General features: G+C 72.7%; 13 protein-coding genes. 7 read left to right on the top strand and 6 right to left on the bottom strand.

The features are described 5' to 3' along the window. Positions 1-35 precede the first annotated feature (35 nt). Positions 36-875 (top strand): DUF4397 domain-containing protein, encoded by an 840-nt coding sequence (locus MUE36_13565; protein MCU0311960.1) that lies wholly within the window; start codon positions 36-38, stop codon positions 873-875. A gap of 190 nt (positions 876-1,065) precedes the next feature. Continuing rightward, the gene (locus MUE36_13560) at positions 1,066-1,911 is read left to right on the top strand and encodes a hypothetical protein (protein MCU0311959.1); all 846 of its coding nucleotides are present in this window, start codon (positions 1,066-1,068) and stop codon (positions 1,909-1,911) included. A gap of 61 nt (positions 1,912-1,972) precedes the next feature. Here the strand turns inward: MUE36_13560 and MUE36_13555 are convergent, their stop codons facing one another. Beyond that, on the bottom strand, positions 1,973-2,989 hold the full coding sequence (locus MUE36_13555) for a hypothetical protein (protein ID MCU0311958.1): 1,017 nt from the start codon (positions 2,987-2,989) through the stop codon (positions 1,973-1,975). 15 nt (positions 2,990-3,004) lie between these two features. Here MUE36_13555 and MUE36_13550 point away from each other — a divergent pair, with 15 nt between their 5' ends. The 4 genes from MUE36_13550 to MUE36_13535 all read left to right on the top strand — a co-directional run bounded on the left by MUE36_13550 (position 3,005) and on the right by MUE36_13535 (position 9,447). Next, positions 3,005-4,621, top strand: coding sequence for an MFS transporter (locus tag MUE36_13550; GenBank protein MCU0311957.1), 1,617 nt, complete (start codon positions 3,005-3,007; stop codon positions 4,619-4,621). A gap of 178 nt (positions 4,622-4,799) precedes the next feature. Continuing rightward, positions 4,800-5,681, top strand: coding sequence for a polysaccharide deacetylase family protein (locus tag MUE36_13545; protein ID MCU0311956.1), 882 nt, complete (start codon positions 4,800-4,802; stop codon positions 5,679-5,681). Between the two features lie 116 nt (positions 5,682-5,797). Beyond that, positions 5,798-7,531, top strand: a complete 1,734-nt coding sequence (locus tag MUE36_13540) for an ABC transporter ATP-binding protein/permease (GenBank protein ID MCU0311955.1) — start codon at positions 5,798-5,800, stop codon at positions 7,529-7,531. After that, on the top strand, positions 7,528-9,447 hold the full coding sequence (locus MUE36_13535) for an ABC transporter ATP-binding protein/permease (protein ID MCU0311954.1): 1,920 nt from the start codon (positions 7,528-7,530) through the stop codon (positions 9,445-9,447). Before MUE36_13540 ends, MUE36_13535 begins: the two co-directional genes overlap by 4 nt. Here MUE36_13535 and MUE36_13530 read toward each other — a convergent pair. Continuing rightward, positions 9,440-12,112 (bottom strand): AMP-binding protein, encoded by a 2,673-nt coding sequence (locus MUE36_13530; GenBank protein ID MCU0311953.1) that lies wholly within the window; start codon positions 12,110-12,112, stop codon positions 9,440-9,442. The genes MUE36_13535 and MUE36_13530 overlap by 8 nt on opposite strands. Positions 12,113-12,244: 132 nt before the next feature. Here MUE36_13530 and MUE36_13525 point away from each other — a divergent pair, with 132 nt between their 5' ends. Next, positions 12,245-13,624 (top strand): wax ester/triacylglycerol synthase family O-acyltransferase, encoded by a 1,380-nt coding sequence (locus MUE36_13525; protein MCU0311952.1) that lies wholly within the window; start codon positions 12,245-12,247, stop codon positions 13,622-13,624. Between the two features lie 43 nt (positions 13,625-13,667). On the opposite strand, the gene MUE36_13520 is transcribed toward MUE36_13525, so the two are convergent. The 4 genes from MUE36_13520 to MUE36_13505 form a co-directional block, all read right to left on the bottom strand. Then, the gene (locus MUE36_13520) at positions 13,668-14,702 is read right to left on the bottom strand and encodes a hypothetical protein (protein ID MCU0311951.1); all 1,035 of its coding nucleotides are present in this window, start codon (positions 14,700-14,702) and stop codon (positions 13,668-13,670) included. Next, the gene (locus MUE36_13515) at positions 14,699-15,793 is read right to left on the bottom strand and encodes a DUF916 domain-containing protein (protein MCU0311950.1); all 1,095 of its coding nucleotides are present in this window, start codon (positions 15,791-15,793) and stop codon (positions 14,699-14,701) included. Before MUE36_13515 ends, MUE36_13520 begins: the two co-directional genes overlap by 4 nt. Positions 15,794-15,948: 155 nt before the next feature. After that, complete coding sequence (locus MUE36_13510) at positions 15,949-17,979, bottom strand: hypothetical protein (GenBank protein ID MCU0311949.1); 2,031 nt, start codon at positions 17,977-17,979, stop codon at positions 15,949-15,951. Between the two features lie 171 nt (positions 17,980-18,150). Beyond that, positions 18,151-18,588: hypothetical protein (locus MUE36_13505; protein ID MCU0311948.1), on the bottom strand; the 438-nt coding region annotated here is incomplete at its 5' end.

Here is an 18,588-nt window from a genome sequence, read left to right as displayed (position 1 = left end):
CGCGCCCCTGTACACCCCAAGGAGCACGAAGCGTCATGAAGCGACTCATCGGCCTGGCCACCGCCGGCGCCCTTCTCACCGGCGGAGCCCTCCTGGGCACCACCTCGGCCGGCGCCCAGGCCACCAGCACCCCGGTGGTCCCCCTCATCCAGACGATCGACCTCCCCCTCAACGGGGCACCGGTGCAGGTCTACGTCGTCCACGGCCTGAACCTCGACGGCCAGTCCGCCCAGGGTGACGGCGGCACCGCCGTCACCGTCTGCGCCGGGCCCGACCAGCTCCTCACCGACTTCCAGTTCGGTGACATCGCCGGTCCGCTCAGCCTCCCCGCCGGCACCGAGGTGCCCATCACCGTCACCGTCGGCGCCGACGTCCCCTGCGGGACCGGCACCCCGGCCATCACCCAGACCGTCACCGTGCCCGACGTCGCCGCCGCCTCGCTGGTGGCCACCGCCGGTCCCGACGGCGCCCTGGCGCTGCTGCCGGTGGTGCTCGAGACCGAGACCCCCCGGGTCTGCTTCCCCGTTCCGGCCGGCGCCAACACCGCGCAGGGTGAGCCGATCGCCGACGCTCGCCTCGGCGCCGTGCACGCCGCCAACGCCGGCCAGGTGGCCGTGAGCGTGGACGGGACGACGGCCGGAGAGCTCAGCTTCGGCGAGTCGCTCTTCGCCGACGTTCCCGGCGGCTCTTACAGCGTCGAGGTCACCCTCGGCGGCACCCCGATCGTGGGCCCCGCCGACATCCCGGTCGACGAGTGCACGCTGACCACCGTGTACGTGGTCGGCAACCAGCCGATCGCCGGGCCCGAGCCGGTCACGCCCACCGAGCCGCCCGCCGCGGCCGCGGTGGCCGCCCGCCCCGCCTTCACCGGCTGAGCGACCCACCACCGCACTGCTCGACGACGGCCCGGGGCACCCGCCCCGGGCCGTTGCGCGCCCCGCTCGGGGCGCAGGGGACGAAGCCGGCAGGACGACGCCCCGGGTCGCGATCCCCAGGAGCGGGACAGCGCCACCGTTCGTCGACTAGCATCGCTTGGTTCCCGAACCCCCTCGGAGAGGTCACCCCATGAAGCGTGTCATCGGGCTGCTCGCAGCCACCGCCCTCGTCGTGGTCGCCGGCGCCGTCTCCACCGGCTCCGCCGGCGCGCAGGCCACCAGCACCCCGGTCGTGCCCATCGTGCAGACCATCGACCTGCCCACACCCAAGGCACCCGGCGCCCTCGTCTACGCCGTACACGGCCTGAACCTCGACGGGCAGACCGCCCAGACCGATGGTGGCACCGCCGTCACCGTCTGTGCCGACGGCGCCTCTCTGCTCACGGACTTCCAGTTCGGCGAGATCGCCGAACCGCTGGCGCTGGAAGTCGGCCGCGAGATCGATCTCACGGTGTTCCTGGGTGCCGACGCCGACTGCGCGGGCACCGACCCGGTCATCAGCCAGATGGTCACCGTGCCCGATGTGATCGCCGCAGCCCTCGTCGCCACCGCCGGCCCCGACGGCGAGCTCCAGCTCCTCCCCGTCGTCCTCGACGTGGAGGCCGACGAGGTGTGCTTCAACGGGATCAACTCCACCCCGCAGGGTCTGGCGGTACTGCCCGACAGCGCCACGCTCGGCGCGGTGCACGCTGCCAACGCCGGCCCCGTCGAGGTGGTCATCGACGGAACCACGGCCGAGAGCTCCCTGGCGTTCGGCGAATCGCTCTTCGCCGCCGTGCCGCCGGACACCTATGAGGTGACGGTGAAGCTGGGCGGCACGCCGATCGTCGGCCCGGTCGACCTCACCCTCGACGACTGCACCCTGACCGTGGTGTACGTGGTCGGCAACCAGCCGATCGCCGGGCCCGAGCCGGTCACGCCCACCGAGCCGCCCGCCGCGGCCGCGGTGACCGCCCGGCCCGCCTTCACCGGCTGAGCGACCACGATCCGAGCATTCGACGACGGCCCGGGGCTCCCGCCCCGGGCCGTTGCGCGTCTCAGTAGCCGAGTACCGGGTCGACGACCCCGACGAGGGCGTCGCCGGCCCGCCACCGCGTCAGGTTGGCGACGAACAGATCGACCGTGCGCCGGGCGGCGACCGCCGAGCTGTTCGAGATGTGCGGGGTGAGGCGGACGCCGGGGTGGGCGAAGAGGGGATCACCGGCGCCGAGCGGTTCGCCCTCGGCGACGTCGAGCGACGCCCGGGCCACCCGGCCGTCGTCGAGCGCGCGGACGAGGGCCGCGGAGTCGACCAGCTCGCCGCGGGCGACGTTCACGAGGTGCACACCAGGGCGAACCCAGCCGAGCGAGGAGGCGTCGACGAGGTGGTGGGTCTCGGGCGTCGAGGGGGCGGTGACCACCAGGTGGTCGGCCACCCCGAAGGCCTCCTCCAACGACGCCGCCCGCTCGACACCGGGCAGCGGCATCGCCGTGTCGGACCGTCGGTGGGCCACGACCCGCATGTCGAAGGCGAGCGCCCGCCGGGCCACCGCCTCGCCGATGGCACCGATGCCCACGAGCGAGAGCGTGCGTCCCTCCAGCCCACCGAGCTGACCGCCGGTGGGCACGTTCCAGGCCGCCGGCGGCGCCGTGAGCCACTGCTCGGGCAGCCGCTTCTCGAAGGCCAGCATCACGGCCAGCACGTACTCGGCGATGGCCGTCGACGTCGCCCCCTTCGAGCAGGTGAGCACCCGGTCGCCGAGGACGCCCAGCGGGAACCCGTCGATGCCCGCCCCGAGGACGTGCACCCACCGCACCGTGGGCAGCACGGCGTCGGCGACCTCGGTCTCCCCGGCGATGGCGAGGGTGGCGAGGACCTCGGCGTCGCCCACGTCGTCCGGGGGCGCCGGCCAGCCGACCACCCGCTCCCCGGGCAGCCGCTCACGCAGGACGGGGAGGAAGGCCTCGGTGAAGCGGCCCATGTTGACGACGACCGATCCCATCGACGCAGTCTCGTCGACATCACCGGGCGCGGTGTCGACGCCGTGCAATGCTGACCCGGCGATGCCGGCCACGGAGGGACCCGACCGATGAGGAAGTGGTGGCCGTTGGTGGCGTTGGGCACCGCCCAGTTCGTGATGGTCCTCGACCAGTCGGTCATGAACGTCTCGATCACCCAGCTCGTCGAGGACTTCGACACGACCGTCTCGACGATCCAGGCCGTCATCACCTTGTACTGCCTGGTCATGGCCATGTTCATGCTCACCGGCGGCAAGATCGGCGACATCGTCGGGCGTCGACGGACCTTCGTCGTCGGACTGGTCGTCTACGCATGCGGCTCGGCGTTGACCGCGGTGGCGCCCACCGTTGCGGTGCTGGCGCTGGGCTGGTCGGTGCTGGAGGGGCTCGGCGCAGCGATGGTCCTCCCGGCCATGGCCGCGCTGATCGCCGGGAACTTCGAGGGCACCGAACGCAAGGTCGCCTACGCGGTGATCGGGGGCGTGGCCGGCGCCGGCATCGCCCTCGGCCCGATCCTCGGCGGCTGGGCCACCACCGAGCTGACCTGGCGGGTGGTGTTCGTGGGTGAGGTCGTCCTCGTGGCGTTCATCCTGGTGATGACCCGCTTCGTCGCCGACGCCGTGAGGACCGGGCCCCAGCCCAGGCTCGACGGGGTGGGCGCCGCGTTGTCGGCGGCGGGCCTCGGCGCCGTCGTGCTCGGGGTCCTCCAGTCGAGCACCTGGGGGTGGGTCGAGCCGAAGGACTCCCCGCTGGAACCGCTGGGCTTCTCCCTCACGCTCTTCGTGATCGGCGGCGGTGCGGTGCTGCTGTGGGGCTTCGTGCGCTGGCAGGGCCACCGGGAGGCCACCGGGCGCGACCCCCTCGTGCACCTGAGCCTGTTGAGGGTCGCGCCGCTGCGCTCGGGACTGGCCGGGCTGCTCACCCAGAACCTGATCCTCATGGGCGTCTTCTTCACCATCCCGCTCTACCTGCAGCTGGTGCTCGGCCTCGACGCGCTGGAGACGGGGATCAAGATGATCCCGGTCTCGATCACGATGTTCGCGTTCTCCGCCATCGGCTCCCGGCTGTCGACCCGCTTCTCCGTCCGATCGCTGGTCCGCACCGGCCTGTGGATCACCATCGCCGGCGTCCTGGTCCTGTTGGCCAACGTGGAACCGACGCTCGACGACGCCGCCTTCGCGGTCGGCATGGGGGTGCTCGGGGTCGGGATGGGCCTCATCGTGTCCCAGCTCGGCAACGTGGTGCAGTCGTCGGTCGACGCCTCGGGGCGCGGCGAGGCCGGCGGACTCCAGTACACGGGCCAGCAGCTCGGGTCCTCCCTGGGCGTGGCCCTCATCGGCGCCATCGTGCTCGGCGGGCTGACGGCCGCGTTCGTGCAGGGGATCGAGGCCGACGAGCGCATCGCCCCCGAGGTCGCCGCCCAGGTGGGCGTCGCCGCCGGCACGGGCGTCGACTTCGTCGATTCCGACCAGATCGGTGCCCTGGCCCGCGACGCCGGGCTCGACGACGCCACCGCCGACGCCATCGTCGACGACTACGAGGAAGCCCAGCTCCGTGCGCTCAAGGCGGGCCTCCTGGCCGCGGCGGGGCTGGCCCTCGTCTCGCTGGCCTCGACCCGGGGCCTCCCGAGCACCGTCGCCGACGACACCGAGGCCGTCGCCGGTCCGGTGCCGAGCAGCAGCGCGTAATGCGGACCGACCCGGCCCGCCGCACCGGGTCATCGCCGATCCCACCTCACCAGCCGCGGCATCGCCGGCCCGGTCCCTGAGGTCGCGAGCTCCGCCTCGGGGAGTATCCTCTCCGGGTCGGTCCGGGAGGCGCCCGGATCGGGGTGGGCCCCGACGACGAGATCTCGAGGTACCGATGGTGGACGAAGGGAGCGGGGCCCCGGAGCGGACTCCCGACGCGCCCGAACCCCGTCCGACCTGGCGGGCCTGGCCGTTGATCGCGGTGTTCGTCGTCCTCGTGGGCGTCGGGGCCTTCGCCCTCGCCAACCCCGACGACGGGCCCGTGACCGCCGAGACGGCCAGCGCCGCCACCGACACCACCCTCGCCGCGGTCACCGAGTCGATGCTCGAGACCACCACGCTGCCCCCCGAAACGACGACCACCGCCGCGCCGGCTCCCATGGTCCCCGGCCCGAGCGCCACGGTGGCGCCGATCGCCGCCGTCGACGGCGCCGCGCCCGAGGTCTTCGGCATCGACACCACGGACCCGGTCATCTTCGTGACGATCGACGACGGCACCGTCGCCGACCCCGCGGTGCTCGAGTACCTGCGCACCACGGGCATGCCGATCACCATGTTCCTGAACGAGGGGCCGGTGCGCACCCACCCGGAGTTCTTCGAGGCGCTGCGCCAGATGGGCAACACGGTCAACAGCCACACCCTCGGCCACAAGAGCCTGCCGGCGCTGTCCCCCGAGCAGCAGCGCGCCGAGATCTGCGGGATGGTCGACCTGTTGAACGAGACCTACGGCACCAGCGGCGGGCTGTTCCGGGCGCCGTTCGGCCGGTACAACCTGGGCGTGCGCCAGCAGGCCGCCAGCTGCGGGCTGCGGGCCACGGTCCAGTGGACCGGCACGCTCGCCGACGGCGTGGTCACCCTCCAGGAGCCGCCGTTGAAGCCCGGCGACGTGATCGTCACCCACTTCACGCCCGACCTGCTGGTCAGCCTCCAGGAGCTCAAGCGCCAGGCCGACGCCGCCGGGCTGCGCATCGCCCGCCTGGACGACTACCTCCCCGCCTGACGGACCGACCGGCACCGGTCGATCGGTCGGGTGGTGCATTTGCGGGTCCGGTGGGGCAGAATCGAAACTACGTCGTTTCGTAATTGCCCGTCGGGCCGTCCCTCCGAGAGTCCCCCTTGCTCCTCCGCCTCCTCCGCACGCACCTCAGGCCGTACCGGCGGCTGCTCGTCGCCGTGCTGGTGCTCCAGACCGGTCAGGCCGCGGCCAACCTCTACCTGCCCAACCTGAACGCCAAGATCATCGACAACGGCGTGCTGACCGGCGACACGGCCTACATCTGGCGCACCGGTGCCCTCATGTTGGGGGTCACGCTGCTGCAGATCGCGTTCTCGATCACGGCGGTCTACTTCGGGGCGAAGACGGCCATGGCGTTCGGGCGCGACGTGCGCAGCGACCTGTTCCACCAGGTGACCTCGTTCTCGCAGAAGGAGGTCAACCTCCTCGGCACCCCGTCGCTGATCACCCGGATCACCAACGACGTGCAACAGGTGCAGATGCTCGTCGTGATGGGCATGACGATGGCCGTCGCCGCCCCGATCACGGCGGTCGGCGGGATCATCATGGCGGTCAACGCCGACCTCCAGCTCTCGCTGCTGCTGGTGGTGAGCATCCCCACGCTGATGCTCGTGCTCACGATCATCATCCGGCGCATGATCCCCCAGTTCCGCCTGATGCAGGAGCGCATCGACAACGTCAACCGGGTGCTGCGCGAGCAGATCACCGGCATGCGCGTCGTGCGGGCCTTCGTGCGCCAGCCCGAGGAGGCCGTGCGCTTCGAGGCCGTGAACCGCGATCTCACCGACACCTCCCTCACCGCGGGGCGCCTGATGGCGCTGCTCTTCCCGGTGGTGCTGCTCGTCGTCAACGCGTCGAGCGTCGGGGTGATCTGGTTCGGCTCGAACCTCGTGTCCGACGGCGAGCTCACGATCGGCACGATGGTCGCGTTCATCAGCTACTTCACCATCATCCTGATGTCGATCATGATGGCCACCTTCGTGGCCATGATGGCCCCGCGGGCGGCGGTGAGCGCCGACCGGATCGTGGAGGTGCTCGACACCGAGACCTCGGTGGTCATCGCCGCCGACCCGGTCACCCACGTCACCACCCACGGTGCGCTCGAGCTGCGCGGCGTGGGCTTCGCGTACCCGGGCGCCGAGGCCCCGGTCCTCGCCGACGTCTCCTTCACCTCCCTCGCCGGGCAGACCACGGCCGTCATCGGGAGCACCGGCTCGGGCAAGACGACGCTGTTGAACCTCGTCCCCCGCCTGTTCGACGCCACCTCGGGGTCGGTGCTCGTCGACGGGGTCGACGTGCGCGACCTCGAGCCCCAGGCCCTGTGGAGCCGGGTGGGCCTCGTGCCCCAGAAGCCGTACCTGTTCACGGGGACGGTGGCCACCAACCTGCGCTACGGGCGCAGCGACGCCACCGACGACGAGCTGTGGGCGGCGCTGCGCGTCGCCCAGGCCGACGAGTTCGTGGCCGCCATGCCCGGTGGGCTCGACGCCCGCATCGCCCAGGGCGGCAGCAACGTGTCCGGCGGGCAGCGCCAGCGCCTCGCCATCGCCCGGGCCCTGGTCCGCCGACCCGAGATCTACCTGTTCGACGACTCGTTCTCGGCTCTCGACCTGGCCACCGACGCCCGCCTGCGGGCCGCGCTGAAGCCCTGGACCGAGGACGCCACGGTGGTCGTCGTCGCCCAGCGGGTGTCGACCATCGCGGAGGCCGACCAGATCATCGTGCTCGAGGACGGCCGGGTGGTCGGCCTCGGGCGTCACGAGGAGCTGCTGGAGCGCTGCCCGACCTACGCCGAGATCGTGGCGTCGCAGACCACTGCCGGGGTGGCCGGATGAGCGCCCCCACCCGCCCCGCCGAGCCCCTGGGCCGCGCCGACGACACCGGTGCGGCGAGCGACGACGACGGGACCCCGACGCCCCCGACGACGAGCATGGGCGGCGTCGGCCGCTTCGGCGGTCCGGGCATGCCGGTCGAGCGGACCCGTGACTTCCGGGCCACGTGGCGGCGCATGCTCGGGCGCCTGCAACGCCGGCGCGGCAGCCTGGTGCTGATCGTGGCGCTCACGGTGGTGGCCGTCAGCATGCAGGTGGTGGGGCCCAAGGTGCTCGGCAACGCCACGAACGTGCTCTACGCCGGGGTCACCGACCCCGCCGCGGGGATCGACTTCACCACGCTGCACCGGTGGCTGCTCCTGGCCCTCGGGCTGTACGTCGGGGCGTCGGCGCTCACCTACCTCCAGGCGTGGCTGCTCGCCGGCATGGTGCAGGGCGCCATGCACCAGCTGCGCACCGACGTCGAGGAGAAGCTCGACCGGCTCCCGCTCAGCTACGTCGACCGCACCCCCCGCGGCGATCTGTTGAGCCGGGTCACCAACGACATCGACAACATCGCCCAGAGCCTCCAACAGACCCTCAGCCAGATGCTCACCGCGACGCTCACCCTCATCGGCGTCGTCACGATGATGGTCGTCATCTCGCCGCTGCTGTCGCTCGTCGCGCTCGTCACCATCCCCCTCTCGTTGCTGATGGTGAAGCTCGTGGCCAGCCACTCGAAGAAGCGGTTCGTGGCCCAGTGGAACCACACCGGTTCCCTGAACGCCCTCGTCGAGGAGGCCATCACCGGTCACGCCATCGTCAAGGCCTTCGGCCAGGCGCCGGAGGTCGAGGCCCGGTTCCGCGACGACAACGAGAAACTCTACCGCGCCAGCTTCGGCGCCCAGTTCGTGTCGGGCATCATCCAGCCGCTGATGTTCCTGCTCGGCAACCTGAACTTCGTCATCATCGCCGTGCTCGGCGGGCTGCGGGTGGCGTCGGGGCAGATGAGCCTTGGCGACGTGCAGGCGTTCATCCAGTACTCCCGCCAGTTCTCGATGCCGCTCACCCAGGTGGCGTCGATGTTCAACGTGTTCCAGTCGGGCATCGCGTCGGCCGAGCGGGTCTTCGACCTGCTCGACGCCGAGGAGCAGGAGCCCGACGACGACCACGCCCCGCTCGACGGGACCGTCCTCGGCCGGGTGGCCTTCGAGGACGTGACCTTCTCCTACGACCCCGACCGGACCCTCATCACCGAGCTGTCGCTGGTGGCCGAGCCCGGGCAGACGATCGCCATCGTCGGGCCCACCGGGGCCGGCAAGACCACGCTCGTCAACCTGCTCATGCGGTTCTACGAGCTCGACGCGGGGCGCATCACCGTCGACGGGCGGGACATCGCCACCATGCGCCGACGCGACCTGCGCTCGATGATGGGGATGGTGCTCCAGGACACCTGGCTCTTCGGGGGCACGATCCGCGAGAACATCGCCTACGGGCGGCCCGGGGCCACCGAGGACGAGATCCGGACCGCCGCCCGGGCCACCTACGTCGACCGTTTCGTGCACTCGCTGCCCGACGGCTACGACACGGTGCTCGACGACGACGGCACGGCGGTGAGCGCCGGCGAGAAGCAGCTGTTGACCATCGCCCGGGCGTTCCTGGCCGACCCGGCGATCCTCATCCTCGACGAGGCCACCAGCTCGGTCGACACCCGCACCGAGGTGTTGATCCAGCGGGCGATGGCCGCGCTGCGCTCCGACCGGACGAGCTTCGTGATCGCCCACCGCCTCTCCACGATCCGCGACGCCGACATCATCCTGGTGATGGAGGACGGCCGCATCGTCGAGCAGGGCGACCACGAGGAGCTGTTGGCCCGGGGCGGGGCCTACGCGGCGCTGTACATGGCCCAATTCGCAGCCGCCGCCACCGAGGTCAGCTGACGTCGACGGCGTCCGCCGGCCGGGAGGGCGACGCCGATCGCGCCCGCCACCACCCGACGAGGGCCCGCTCGACCCGGGCGGCCAGCAGGGCGGCGACCACGCCGACCCCGAGCGCCACCGCCGCCACGGCGACGGGCGGGAGGACGCCCCGCAACGGGGACAGCACCGCCCAGTGGGTGAGGTAGATCCACAGCGAGGCGGCGGCGAGGCCCGCCACGACCGGTCGCAGGAAGGTCGGGACGGGGAGCCGCGGCAGCCACACCAGGGCGGCCAGCCCGACACCGACGAGGACCCCCCGGGGGGTGGTGTCGAAGAAGTCGAGCAGGGCCACCAGCCCGACAGCGCTGACCACGGCCCGGCGCGGCCAGGTGGTGGCCCGCTGGGCGGCCCACCCGAGGGCGAAGCACCACACCAGCGTGTCGGGCATGTACATGGGGTGGGTGGCGTCGGCGATGCCGAGGGCGTCGTGGCGCAGCAGCGTGGCCGCGACCAGCACCCCGAGCGCCACGCCGAAGGGGTGGCGCCGTTCGACGGCCCGCACCGCCGGGACGGCGAAGACGAGGGTGAACACCACCAGGATCTGGAGCAGCGCCTCGAGGTACCAGTACTCCCAGAGGCCGGTGCCCAGGTAGTTGTTGGCGAACAGCACCCGGGAGAGGGTGAACGGCTCGGCGTAGGTGAACTGCACGGCCAGCCAGATCGCCGTGGGCACGGCGATGCGGGCGACGGCGGCGCCGGCGGCGCGGAGGTGCTCGGCGGTGGAGGTGGCGAAGAGGCGGAACCGGGCGAAGTTGTAGCCGGCCACCGCCAGCAGCACGTGAGCACCGCCCTGCAGGAGGAACGCGCCGCTGTGGGTGCCGACGACGAGGGTGATGGCCACCGCCCGCAGCACCACCCCGGTCTCCATGGTCCGGGGGACGTGGCGCACCCCGCCGGTGGCGGCGGTGTCCGACGGGGTGACGGCGAGGGCCTGGAGGTCGGCGACGGGGGTGAGGTGCCAGGCGTCGGGCACCCGGGTGAGGAGCCCGTCGAGCAGCAGCGACACCTCGACGTAGGAGAGCGAGTCGCCGCCGAGGGCGACGAAGGTGGCGTCGGGGGTGACGTCGGCGAGGGGCCGGTCGAGCACCTCGGCGAAGGCGGCGGCGACGGAGCCGGGCGCCGAGCCCGTGGGGGCGGGGACGTGCAGGGCCGGCTCGGGGACGGCGCTCCTGCGCAGGGCGAGGAGGTCGGGCTTGCCGCCGGGGAGGCGGGGGAGCTCGTCGGTCACCCACACGGCCACAGCGGCACGGGGGAGGCCGAGGGCGCCGGCCAGGGTGGTCCGGATCCGGTCGGGGTCGGGTGCGGGCGCACCCGGGGTGCGTTCGACGCCGACGACGAGGACCTCGTCGTCGCCGGTGCACACGGCCTCGGTGCCGTGCTCGGCGAGGAGGGCCTCGGCGGCGTCGAGGTCGATGCGCAGCCCGAACAGCTTCACGAAGCGGTGGGCCCGCCCGACGAGGTGGAGGTGGCCGTCGTCGTCGAGGCGGCCGAGGTCGCCGGTGCGCAGCTCGGTGACGGTGCGGCCGAGGGCGAGGTCAGCGGGGCGCTCGGCGTAGCCGAGCATCACGTTGGGACCGCGGTAGACGACCTCGCCGGGATCGTGGGGGCCGGCGCCGGGGGCGCGGTCGACGCGCAGCTCGCCGCCGGGGACGGCTCGGCCGACGGACCCGGGCCGGACGAGGGCCTGGTCGGGGGGCAGGTAGGCCATGCGGGCCGTGGCCTCGGTCTGGCCGTACATGACGTAGAGGTCCCAGCCGTGACGGGCGCCGACCTCGGCCCACCGGCGGACCCGGTCGGGGCGGAGGCGCCCGCCGGCCTGGGTGACGTAGCGCAGGTGGGGCAGGTCCATCTCGGCGAAGCCGACGCGGTCGAGGAGCTCGAAGGTGTAGGGCACCCCGGCGAGGCCGGTGACGCCGGTGTCGCGGACCCGGGTCCAGAAGCACGGATCGGTGACCGAGAGGTCGGTGAGCACGACGGTCGCGCCGACGGTGAGGTGGCTGTGGAGCTGGGAGAGGCCGTAGCAGTAGTGCAGCGGGAGGCTGGTGATCGCACGGTCGCCGGGGTGCAGCCCCAGGTACTCGGCGATGGCCGCGGCGTTGGACTCGAGGTTGGTGTGGGAGAGCCGGACCAGCTTGGGCGACCCGGTGCTGCCGGAGGTGGTGAGCAGCAGCGCCAGCTCGGGGTGCAGGTCGTGGGCCGTGCCGGGGCGCAGCTCGTCGTAGGCCCAGCCGCCGCCCGCGTCGGACACGACGTCGGGGGCGTAGACGTCTCGCCACGGCCGGTCGTCGCCCGGGGGGACGAGGAGGACGGGGTGCCCGCCGGCCAGCGCCCCGAGGTAGGCGACGACGGCGTCGACGGTGCTGGCCCCCTCGACCATCACGAGGCGGCGGGTCGGGCCGAGCGCCTCGCGGGCCGCGGCCACGAGCCCGGCGAGCTCGGCGTAGGTGATCGTCCGGCCGTCGAGGTCGACGAAGGCGGGACGCCCACCGTGGCCCGCCAACCCGGCGGCGAAGCCGACGACCCGACGCCCGGGGGTGGGATCACCCGGACCGGAAGGGGCCGTGGGACCGGGAGTGGCGAGCGGCGGCAGGGTCGTCCCGGCCGAGGTCGGGGGGGGCGGTGTCACGGCGCGATGTTAGGCAGACCTAACATTGTTCGGCAAGAGGACTGACCGCCACCCGGTGGGCGCGTCGGATCCGGGTGGCCGTCGGCGGGCGGCGCTGGACGGACGGCCGCCCCGGTAGGACGATGCTCTCCCATGAGCGAGCACCTCAGCGCCCTCGACGCCAGCTTCCTCGCCGCCGAGCGGCCGGGGGTGCCGCTGCACATCGGGGGCATCGCCCGCTTCGAGGGGGGCCCGCTGCTCGACGGCGACGGGCGGGTGCGCATCGACGAGATCCGCCGGGTGGTGGAGGCCCACCTGGCCGCGATCCCCCGCTTCCGACGACGCCTCCAGTCGACGCCGCTCAACGCCACGCTCCCGCTGTGGGTCGACGACGAGCACTTCGACATCGCCGCCCACGTGCACGCCGTGACCGTGCCCGACCCGGGCGGCGACGCCGAGGTGTGGGCCACGGTGATGGGCATCCAGCGCGAGGCCCTCGACCGCCGCCGCCCGCTCTGGGACCTCACGTTCCTCGACGGGCTCGCCGACGGGTCGGTGGTCCTCGTCGACCGCGCCCACCACGCCCTGGTCGACGGGGTCTCGGGCTCGGAGTCACTGGTCGCGATGCTCGACCCCGACCCCGCCGCACCGATCCCCGAGCCGGTGGGGTGGGAGCCCGAGGCCGGGCCCGACGCCGTGCACCAGGTGGCCGAGGCCCTCGGTGCGCTGGCCCACCTGCCCGGCGCGGCCGCCCGGGGCCTCGCCGGGCTCGCCCGGGCGCCCGGCGATCTCGTCGACGTGGTGCGCAGCGCCGCCCACGCCCTCCGCGCCGAGCGCACCGCGCCCCGGTGCTCGCTCAACGTCGCCGTCGGGCCCCGCCGCGACTACCGGCCGATCCGCCTCGCCCTCGACGACGTGAAGGCCGTGGCCCACGCCACCGGCACGAAGGTGAACGACGTGGTGCTGGCCGCCGTGACCGGGGGCCTGCACGACCTGATGGCCGAACGGGGCGAGCTGGGCCACCTCGACCACCTGGTGGCGCTGGTGCCGGTGTCGACCCGGGGCGACGACGAGCACCTGGGGCTCGGCAACAAGGTGAGCGCCATCCTGGCGTCGTTGCCCGTCGACCTGGACGACCCGGCCGCCGCCCTGCGGTCGGTGGCCGACCAGATGGCCCGCCACAAGGGCAGCCACGAGACCGAGCTCGTGGCTGCGCTGTTGGGGTCGGCCGACTGGCTGCCACCGGGGGTGCTGTCCGTGCTGAGCGACGCCACCGTGAACCACCAGCCGCTCGTGAACCTGGTGATCACCAACGTCCCGGGGGTGCAGGCGCCGCTCTACCTGCTGGGGGCCCGGATGACCGAGTGCCTGCCGTACGTGCCGCTGAGCGGCAACACCACCGTCGGCATCGCCATCCTGTCCTATGACGGCCGGCTCGACCTCGGCATCACCGTGGACCCCGACGCCTGCCCCGACGCCGACGTGCTGGTGGCCGGCATCGAGCGGGCCTTCGACGAGCTCGCGGCCCGCTGATCACCCGCCGTCCGCGGCCGGGCCCGGTCGACCGGAAACGTGCTCAGCGCACCGGCACGGGCGGAGGCGGCAGGTCGGCGTGGGGAACCGACGCGCCGGGCACCGGGACCCACTGCTCCTCGTCGGCCCAGTCGCCGTCGTCGGGGGGATCGGCGTCGGCGAGGAGCTGGTCGTCGGCGCGTCGGCGGCGGCGTTGCAGGTAGCGCACGAGGATCATGGTGAGGTCGCCGACCAGGACGAGGATCAACAGCAACAACAGCCACGGGACCACTCGGATGGTCTCCTCGGCGCGCACCACGGGTCCGGCCCCGGAGGCGACGACCTCCCAGCGGTAGTCGCCGTAGACGGGGGAGGGCAGCGTGACCCGGGCCTCGCCGGTCCAGGTGAGCCCCGGTCCGAGCTCGCCGGGGACCATCTCGAAGATGTCGAGGTCCTCGGTGGCGCTGCGCCCGACCGAGCCGAAGATGTCGACGGCGAGGAGGGTCTCGGTGGTGAGGTTCTCGACGGTGACGGTGACGTCGTACTCGGTGGGGCCGCCCAGCTCGGAACGCAACGCGGCCAGCAGTCCGACGGCGGCCCGTTCCGGTTCCATGGTCACGGCGATCAGGTCGCCGGTGAACGGGTCGACGATCGGGCCGGTCGGGTGACCGATGATCTCGATGGGGGCCACGGCCGACTCGTCGCTGTCGAGCCCGGTGGCCTTGATGAGGCACGGGCAGGTGCCGGCGGGCGGGTTGACGACGAAGGACGCCACCGGGCCGGTCTTGCCGAGCCCGGAGATGGTGACGCCCTGGCCCTGCACCTGGTTGCAGTCCGCCGAGCCGCGCTTGGCGAGGTTGGCGCACACCACGATGCTGGCGGTGCGGGCCTGCCAGTCGTTGAAGGTGATGAGGATGCGCTGACCGGGTTGGACGACGTTGGTCTCGAGGGTGATCGACTCGCCCGAGACCTGGCCGGCGGTGGGCGTGCGGGGGGCGTCGGCGGAGGCCGGCTCCTGGGCCGACGCGCCGGGACCGAGGCCGGCGAGGAGGGCGATCACGGCGGCGAGGACCGCCACCCGGACGACGGTGCGGATCACGACGACTGGCCCACCGGGGTGGGCGGCGGGGCGGGGGCGGGCGGCAGGGTGTCGCCGCGGGGCGGACCGGACGGCGGGGTGCCCTCACGGCGGTGGCGGAGGTAGGCCCGCCGGGCGTACCAGGCCAGGCCCAGGGCGAGGAGGATCGCCAGCACGGTGACCGGGAGGGCCAGGCTGATCGACGTGCCCTTCGACTCGGAGAGCTCGCCCACGTCCGGACCGAGGGCCTCGGGGGTGAGCGTCACCTCGGTGAACGCGGCGACGGTGGCGGGGACGCCCTCGACGGTGGCGGTGACGTCGTAGCCCTCGCCGGGGAGCAGCTCGGGGATGTCCTCGGCGGGCAGGGTGGTGCGCCCGATGCCGAAGGGCCCGCCGACGCTGAGCTGCTGGGTGCCCTGGAGGCGCACGTTGCCCCGGTTCACGATCCGGTAGCTCACGTCGGCGCTGCCCGACAGCGGGTTGGCGGTGGGGTTGTAGTCGGTCTGGAGGTTCTCGACGGCCAGCTCGGGGTTCAGCGGCCCGTCCACGCGCATGTAGAGCCGGGTGCCGGTGCGCTGGTCGAGGGTGACGGTGTTGCCGTCGGGGGCGGTGCCGGGGACCCGCAGGGAGGCCAGCACGGCGCCGACGTGGTCGCCGGGCGAGGCGTCGATCGGGACGGTGATCGTGATCGGCACGATGGACTGCGTACCGGCCGGGACGGTGACGAACTCGGTGAGCACGCTCACCCAGGAGCCTGCGCCGGTGGGGACCTCGTCACCGGAGAGGACGTCGAAGCCGCCTTCGGGGTTGTTGAAGGCGTCGGAGGCGTAGATACGCAGCGTCAGGGGCACGCTGCCGTAGTTGGCGACGGTGACGGAGTCCTCGATGGTCTCACCGGCCGGGACCTCGTAGGAGAGGTTGGGCCGGTTGCTCGGCTGGTCGGGGTCGTCGGAGCCGGTGGGGAACAGCGCCCAGCTCTGCACGATCTGGTCCTCGGGGGCCGGCGGCGCCGGCAGGGGGGGTTGCTCCTGGGCCTGACCGGGGGCCGCGGGAGCGAGCACGACGGTGGCGAGCAGGGTGGTGACGGCGAGAGCTCGGCGCCAGGTGGTCATCGGGAGGACTCCGTGCGAAGGGGGAGGGAAACGACGGGAGCGGTACCGGACGGAACTGCCCGGTACCGCTCGCCGACGCTACTGCGGGTGGTGCTCCCGGGAGGAGGCGGGACGGGTCCCGCTCCCTCCCGGGAGGTGGTGCGAACCGTCTCGGATCAGATGGCCGAGATGGTGAGGACTGCGGTGTAGTTGCCCGACAGGGCGGTGACCGGGATGGCCAGCTTGAGGCGGGCGTCCATCACGGCGATGCCGAGGCCGCCGGTGAAGGTGGGCGCCGTGCCCGCACGGGCGGCCGCGGTGACCAGGGTGTTGGCGTTGGCCGCACCCGGGGCCGGGATGGCCGTGAGGCCCACCGGGTTGTTCTGGACGGAGCCGGGACCGGCCACGACCGTCTGGTTGTAGGTGTTGCCCAGGGCGTCGGTGAAGGGACCGGTGTCACGGTTCACCCGCGGCGTCCACCCCAGCTGGTTGCCGGAGAAGACCTTGCCGCCGGGAGCGGTGAAGTCGGTGACCTGGCCGGCGATGTTGAAGCCGGGGTCGGTGTCACGGGTGTCGACGACGGTGACCTGGTTCATGCGCCCAGCAGCGGCGTAGAACTGGCCCTGACCGAACGCCGGGTCGCCGGTACCCACGAACCGGGCGGCGCCCAGCTCGATGCCGCACCACGTCGGGTACGTCGGGGTGGCCTCACCGGTGGTGGGGTCGTCCGGGTACGGGTAGCCGGGGAACTGCCCGTCCTGGGGGCCGGCCGGCGACGTCGCGACGTCGGGGTTGGCACCCGGGAAGGTCAGCGGCACGCCGCTCTGGGTGAGGTACGGGGCGGTGCCCAGCACGGGGTTGGGGTTGTCACCGTCGTTGACCGGACCCGCAAGAGGGATGCCGGTCGGGAAGCCCAGCTGCGCCGGCTCGGCGTCGAGGGTGCCGTAGCGGCCGCACACCTGGGTCAGCACGAGCGCACCGTTGGGACGGGTCGTGGTGATGACCTGGTTGAGCACCTGGGCCGACTGCACGGCGCCGCTCACCGGACCGGCCGAGGTGCCGAGCTGGGGAGCGGGGAAGGTCGGCGTCACCGTGAAGTTGAACGCCGTCCCGGCCGGGCCGGTCTGGGTGAAGGTGTTGGTGCCGAACGGCACGGTGAACGGCGAGCCGGCCACCGGGGTGCCCGGGAGGGCACCGGAGGTGACGGCCACGCTGTAGCCGGTCGGGGTGGGACCCGAGGCGGCCGGCGTCCACGTCACCGTCACGCCCGCCGGGCTGCCAACCGCGTTGAGGTTGGTGACCGGAGGAGCGAGGGGCAGCGTCGGGGTGAAGTTGACCGGCGCGCTGACGGCGGGAGAGCCCACGCCGTTGTTGGCGCTGACGGTCACCGCGTAGGTCGTGCCGTTGGTCAGGCCGGGGATCACGATCGGCGAGCCGGAGCCCGTCGCGGTGATGGCCGGACCGACCGGCGGGGTGGCGGTGGCCGTGAAGCCACCAGCCGGCACCGCCGGGTCAGACGCCCCCGGGGTGAAGGCCACCGTGACCTGCCCGTTGCCGTTCAGGCTGGGTCCGCCCAGCGTCGGTGCGATCACCGTCGGTGCCACCGCAGCCGCACCGTTGGCCCAGGTGAGGTTCCCACCGGGGTTGGTGAGGGTGATCAGCTTCGACCAGTAGAAGGTGTTGGCCGTGGTGTTGGGCGGGGTGCCACCGGTGGGGACACAGGCGAGGCCCACCCGGTAGGCACCGTCAGGGAAGAAGCCGGGCGCGAACGGAGAAAGGGTGAAGCTCGGGAGGCCCGAGATCTGCCCGGTCACCGCTGGCGGGACGGCGAGGTCGGTGGAGAAGTTCCGCGCGAACCCCAGCGTGTCTGCTCTGAAGAGGTTCGCCCGGATCTGGCCGGCCACTGGTGCCGGCGAGCCCGTGCCCAAGAAGGAGAGGTCGGCATCGAGGTTGGCCGACGCCGGGGCGATGAAGCTGTGCACCCGCCAGGCGGACGCACTCGCCGAGTCACCCGGGCAGGCAGCTCCGGGGGGGAGTACGATCTGGAAGGGCGTCGTCGCCGCTGCGCCCCCACCTGGAGGGTTCACGACGGCTCCGCCGTTGTTGGTCGCGGCCGAGGCGACGCCCGGGCTCACGAAGGGGGCGACCGTGGCGACGACAGCGATGGCTGCCGCTCCCGCCAGGGTCTTCTTGAGATTGAATCTCATTCGAATCCTTTCGAAGGTTCGTTCATTGATGGACTCCGCCTGGACGGCGGCTACTGCATGGTCGAGTCAGTCGGGGATGCGCCCGGCGACCTCGTGGTCTGCCGTGGACCCGGGGAGCCGGGCGGCTCCCCGGGTCGCAGCGGCGTGGCTCGAAGAGCCAGAAGAGAGTGCCTAGACGGTGCCGGTGCCGAAGGCCGACGTGTTCGTGGTGCCGCCACACGTGTCCACCGACGGACCGAAGCCGAAGGTGGCCCTGGTCGCCTGCGGCGTTCCGGCCTGCGGGTTGGCGAAGGTGCCGGTGCCCACGTTGCAGATCGCTCCCCCGACCCCGAAGATCGTCTTGATGTCCTGGTTGGCGCTCGGGAAGAGGGGGTCGAACAGCGACGCGTCGAACACGTTGTACACGTCACGCCCGAAGGTCGCATTGGCGTAGTACGCGGTGTTCGGGGTCAGGTTCGGGGCGGTACCCACCACCGGGAGGCGGTTCGGGTCGTTGTTGGGCACGATGGTGCTGATGTTGCCCATCTGGACCCCGGGGACCAGGGTGGACTTGGTCACCTGGTTCGACGACGAGATGAAGTTCGCCGCCGAGTACCCGATGATCACCAT

Source organism: Acidimicrobiales bacterium (assembly GCA_025455885.1).
Taxonomy (GTDB): Bacteria; Actinomycetota; Acidimicrobiia; order Acidimicrobiales; family Acidimicrobilacustridaceae; genus Rhabdothermincola_A.
The sequence above is the reverse complement of the archived record's forward strand: the minus strand, read 5'-3'. Positions and strand labels throughout refer to the sequence as shown.

Bases quoted from the DNA above. Each gene is read 5' to 3' on its own strand.
- MUE36_13560 (MCU0311959.1), top strand. From the start codon at position 1,066: ATGAAGCGTGTCATCGGGCTGCTCGCAGCCACCGCCCTCGTCGTGGTC.
- MUE36_13550 (MCU0311957.1), top strand. From the start codon at position 3,005: ATGAGGAAGTGGTGGCCGTTGGTGGCGTTGGGCACCGCCCAGTTCGTG.
- MUE36_13525 (MCU0311952.1), top strand. From the start codon at position 12,245: ATGAGCGAGCACCTCAGCGCCCTCGACGCCAGCTTCCTCGCCGCCGAG.
- MUE36_13515 (MCU0311950.1), bottom strand. From the start codon at position 15,793: ATGACCACCTGGCGCCGAGCTCTCGCCGTCACCACCCTGCTCGCCACC.
- MUE36_13510 (MCU0311949.1), bottom strand. From the start codon at position 17,979: ATGAGATTCAATCTCAAGAAGACCCTGGCGGGAGCGGCAGCCATCGCT.
- MUE36_13535 (MCU0311954.1), top strand. From the start codon at position 7,528: ATGAGCGCCCCCACCCGCCCCGCCGAGCCCCTGGGCCGCGCCGACGAC.
- MUE36_13565 (MCU0311960.1), top strand. From the start codon at position 36: ATGAAGCGACTCATCGGCCTGGCCACCGCCGGCGCCCTTCTCACCGGC.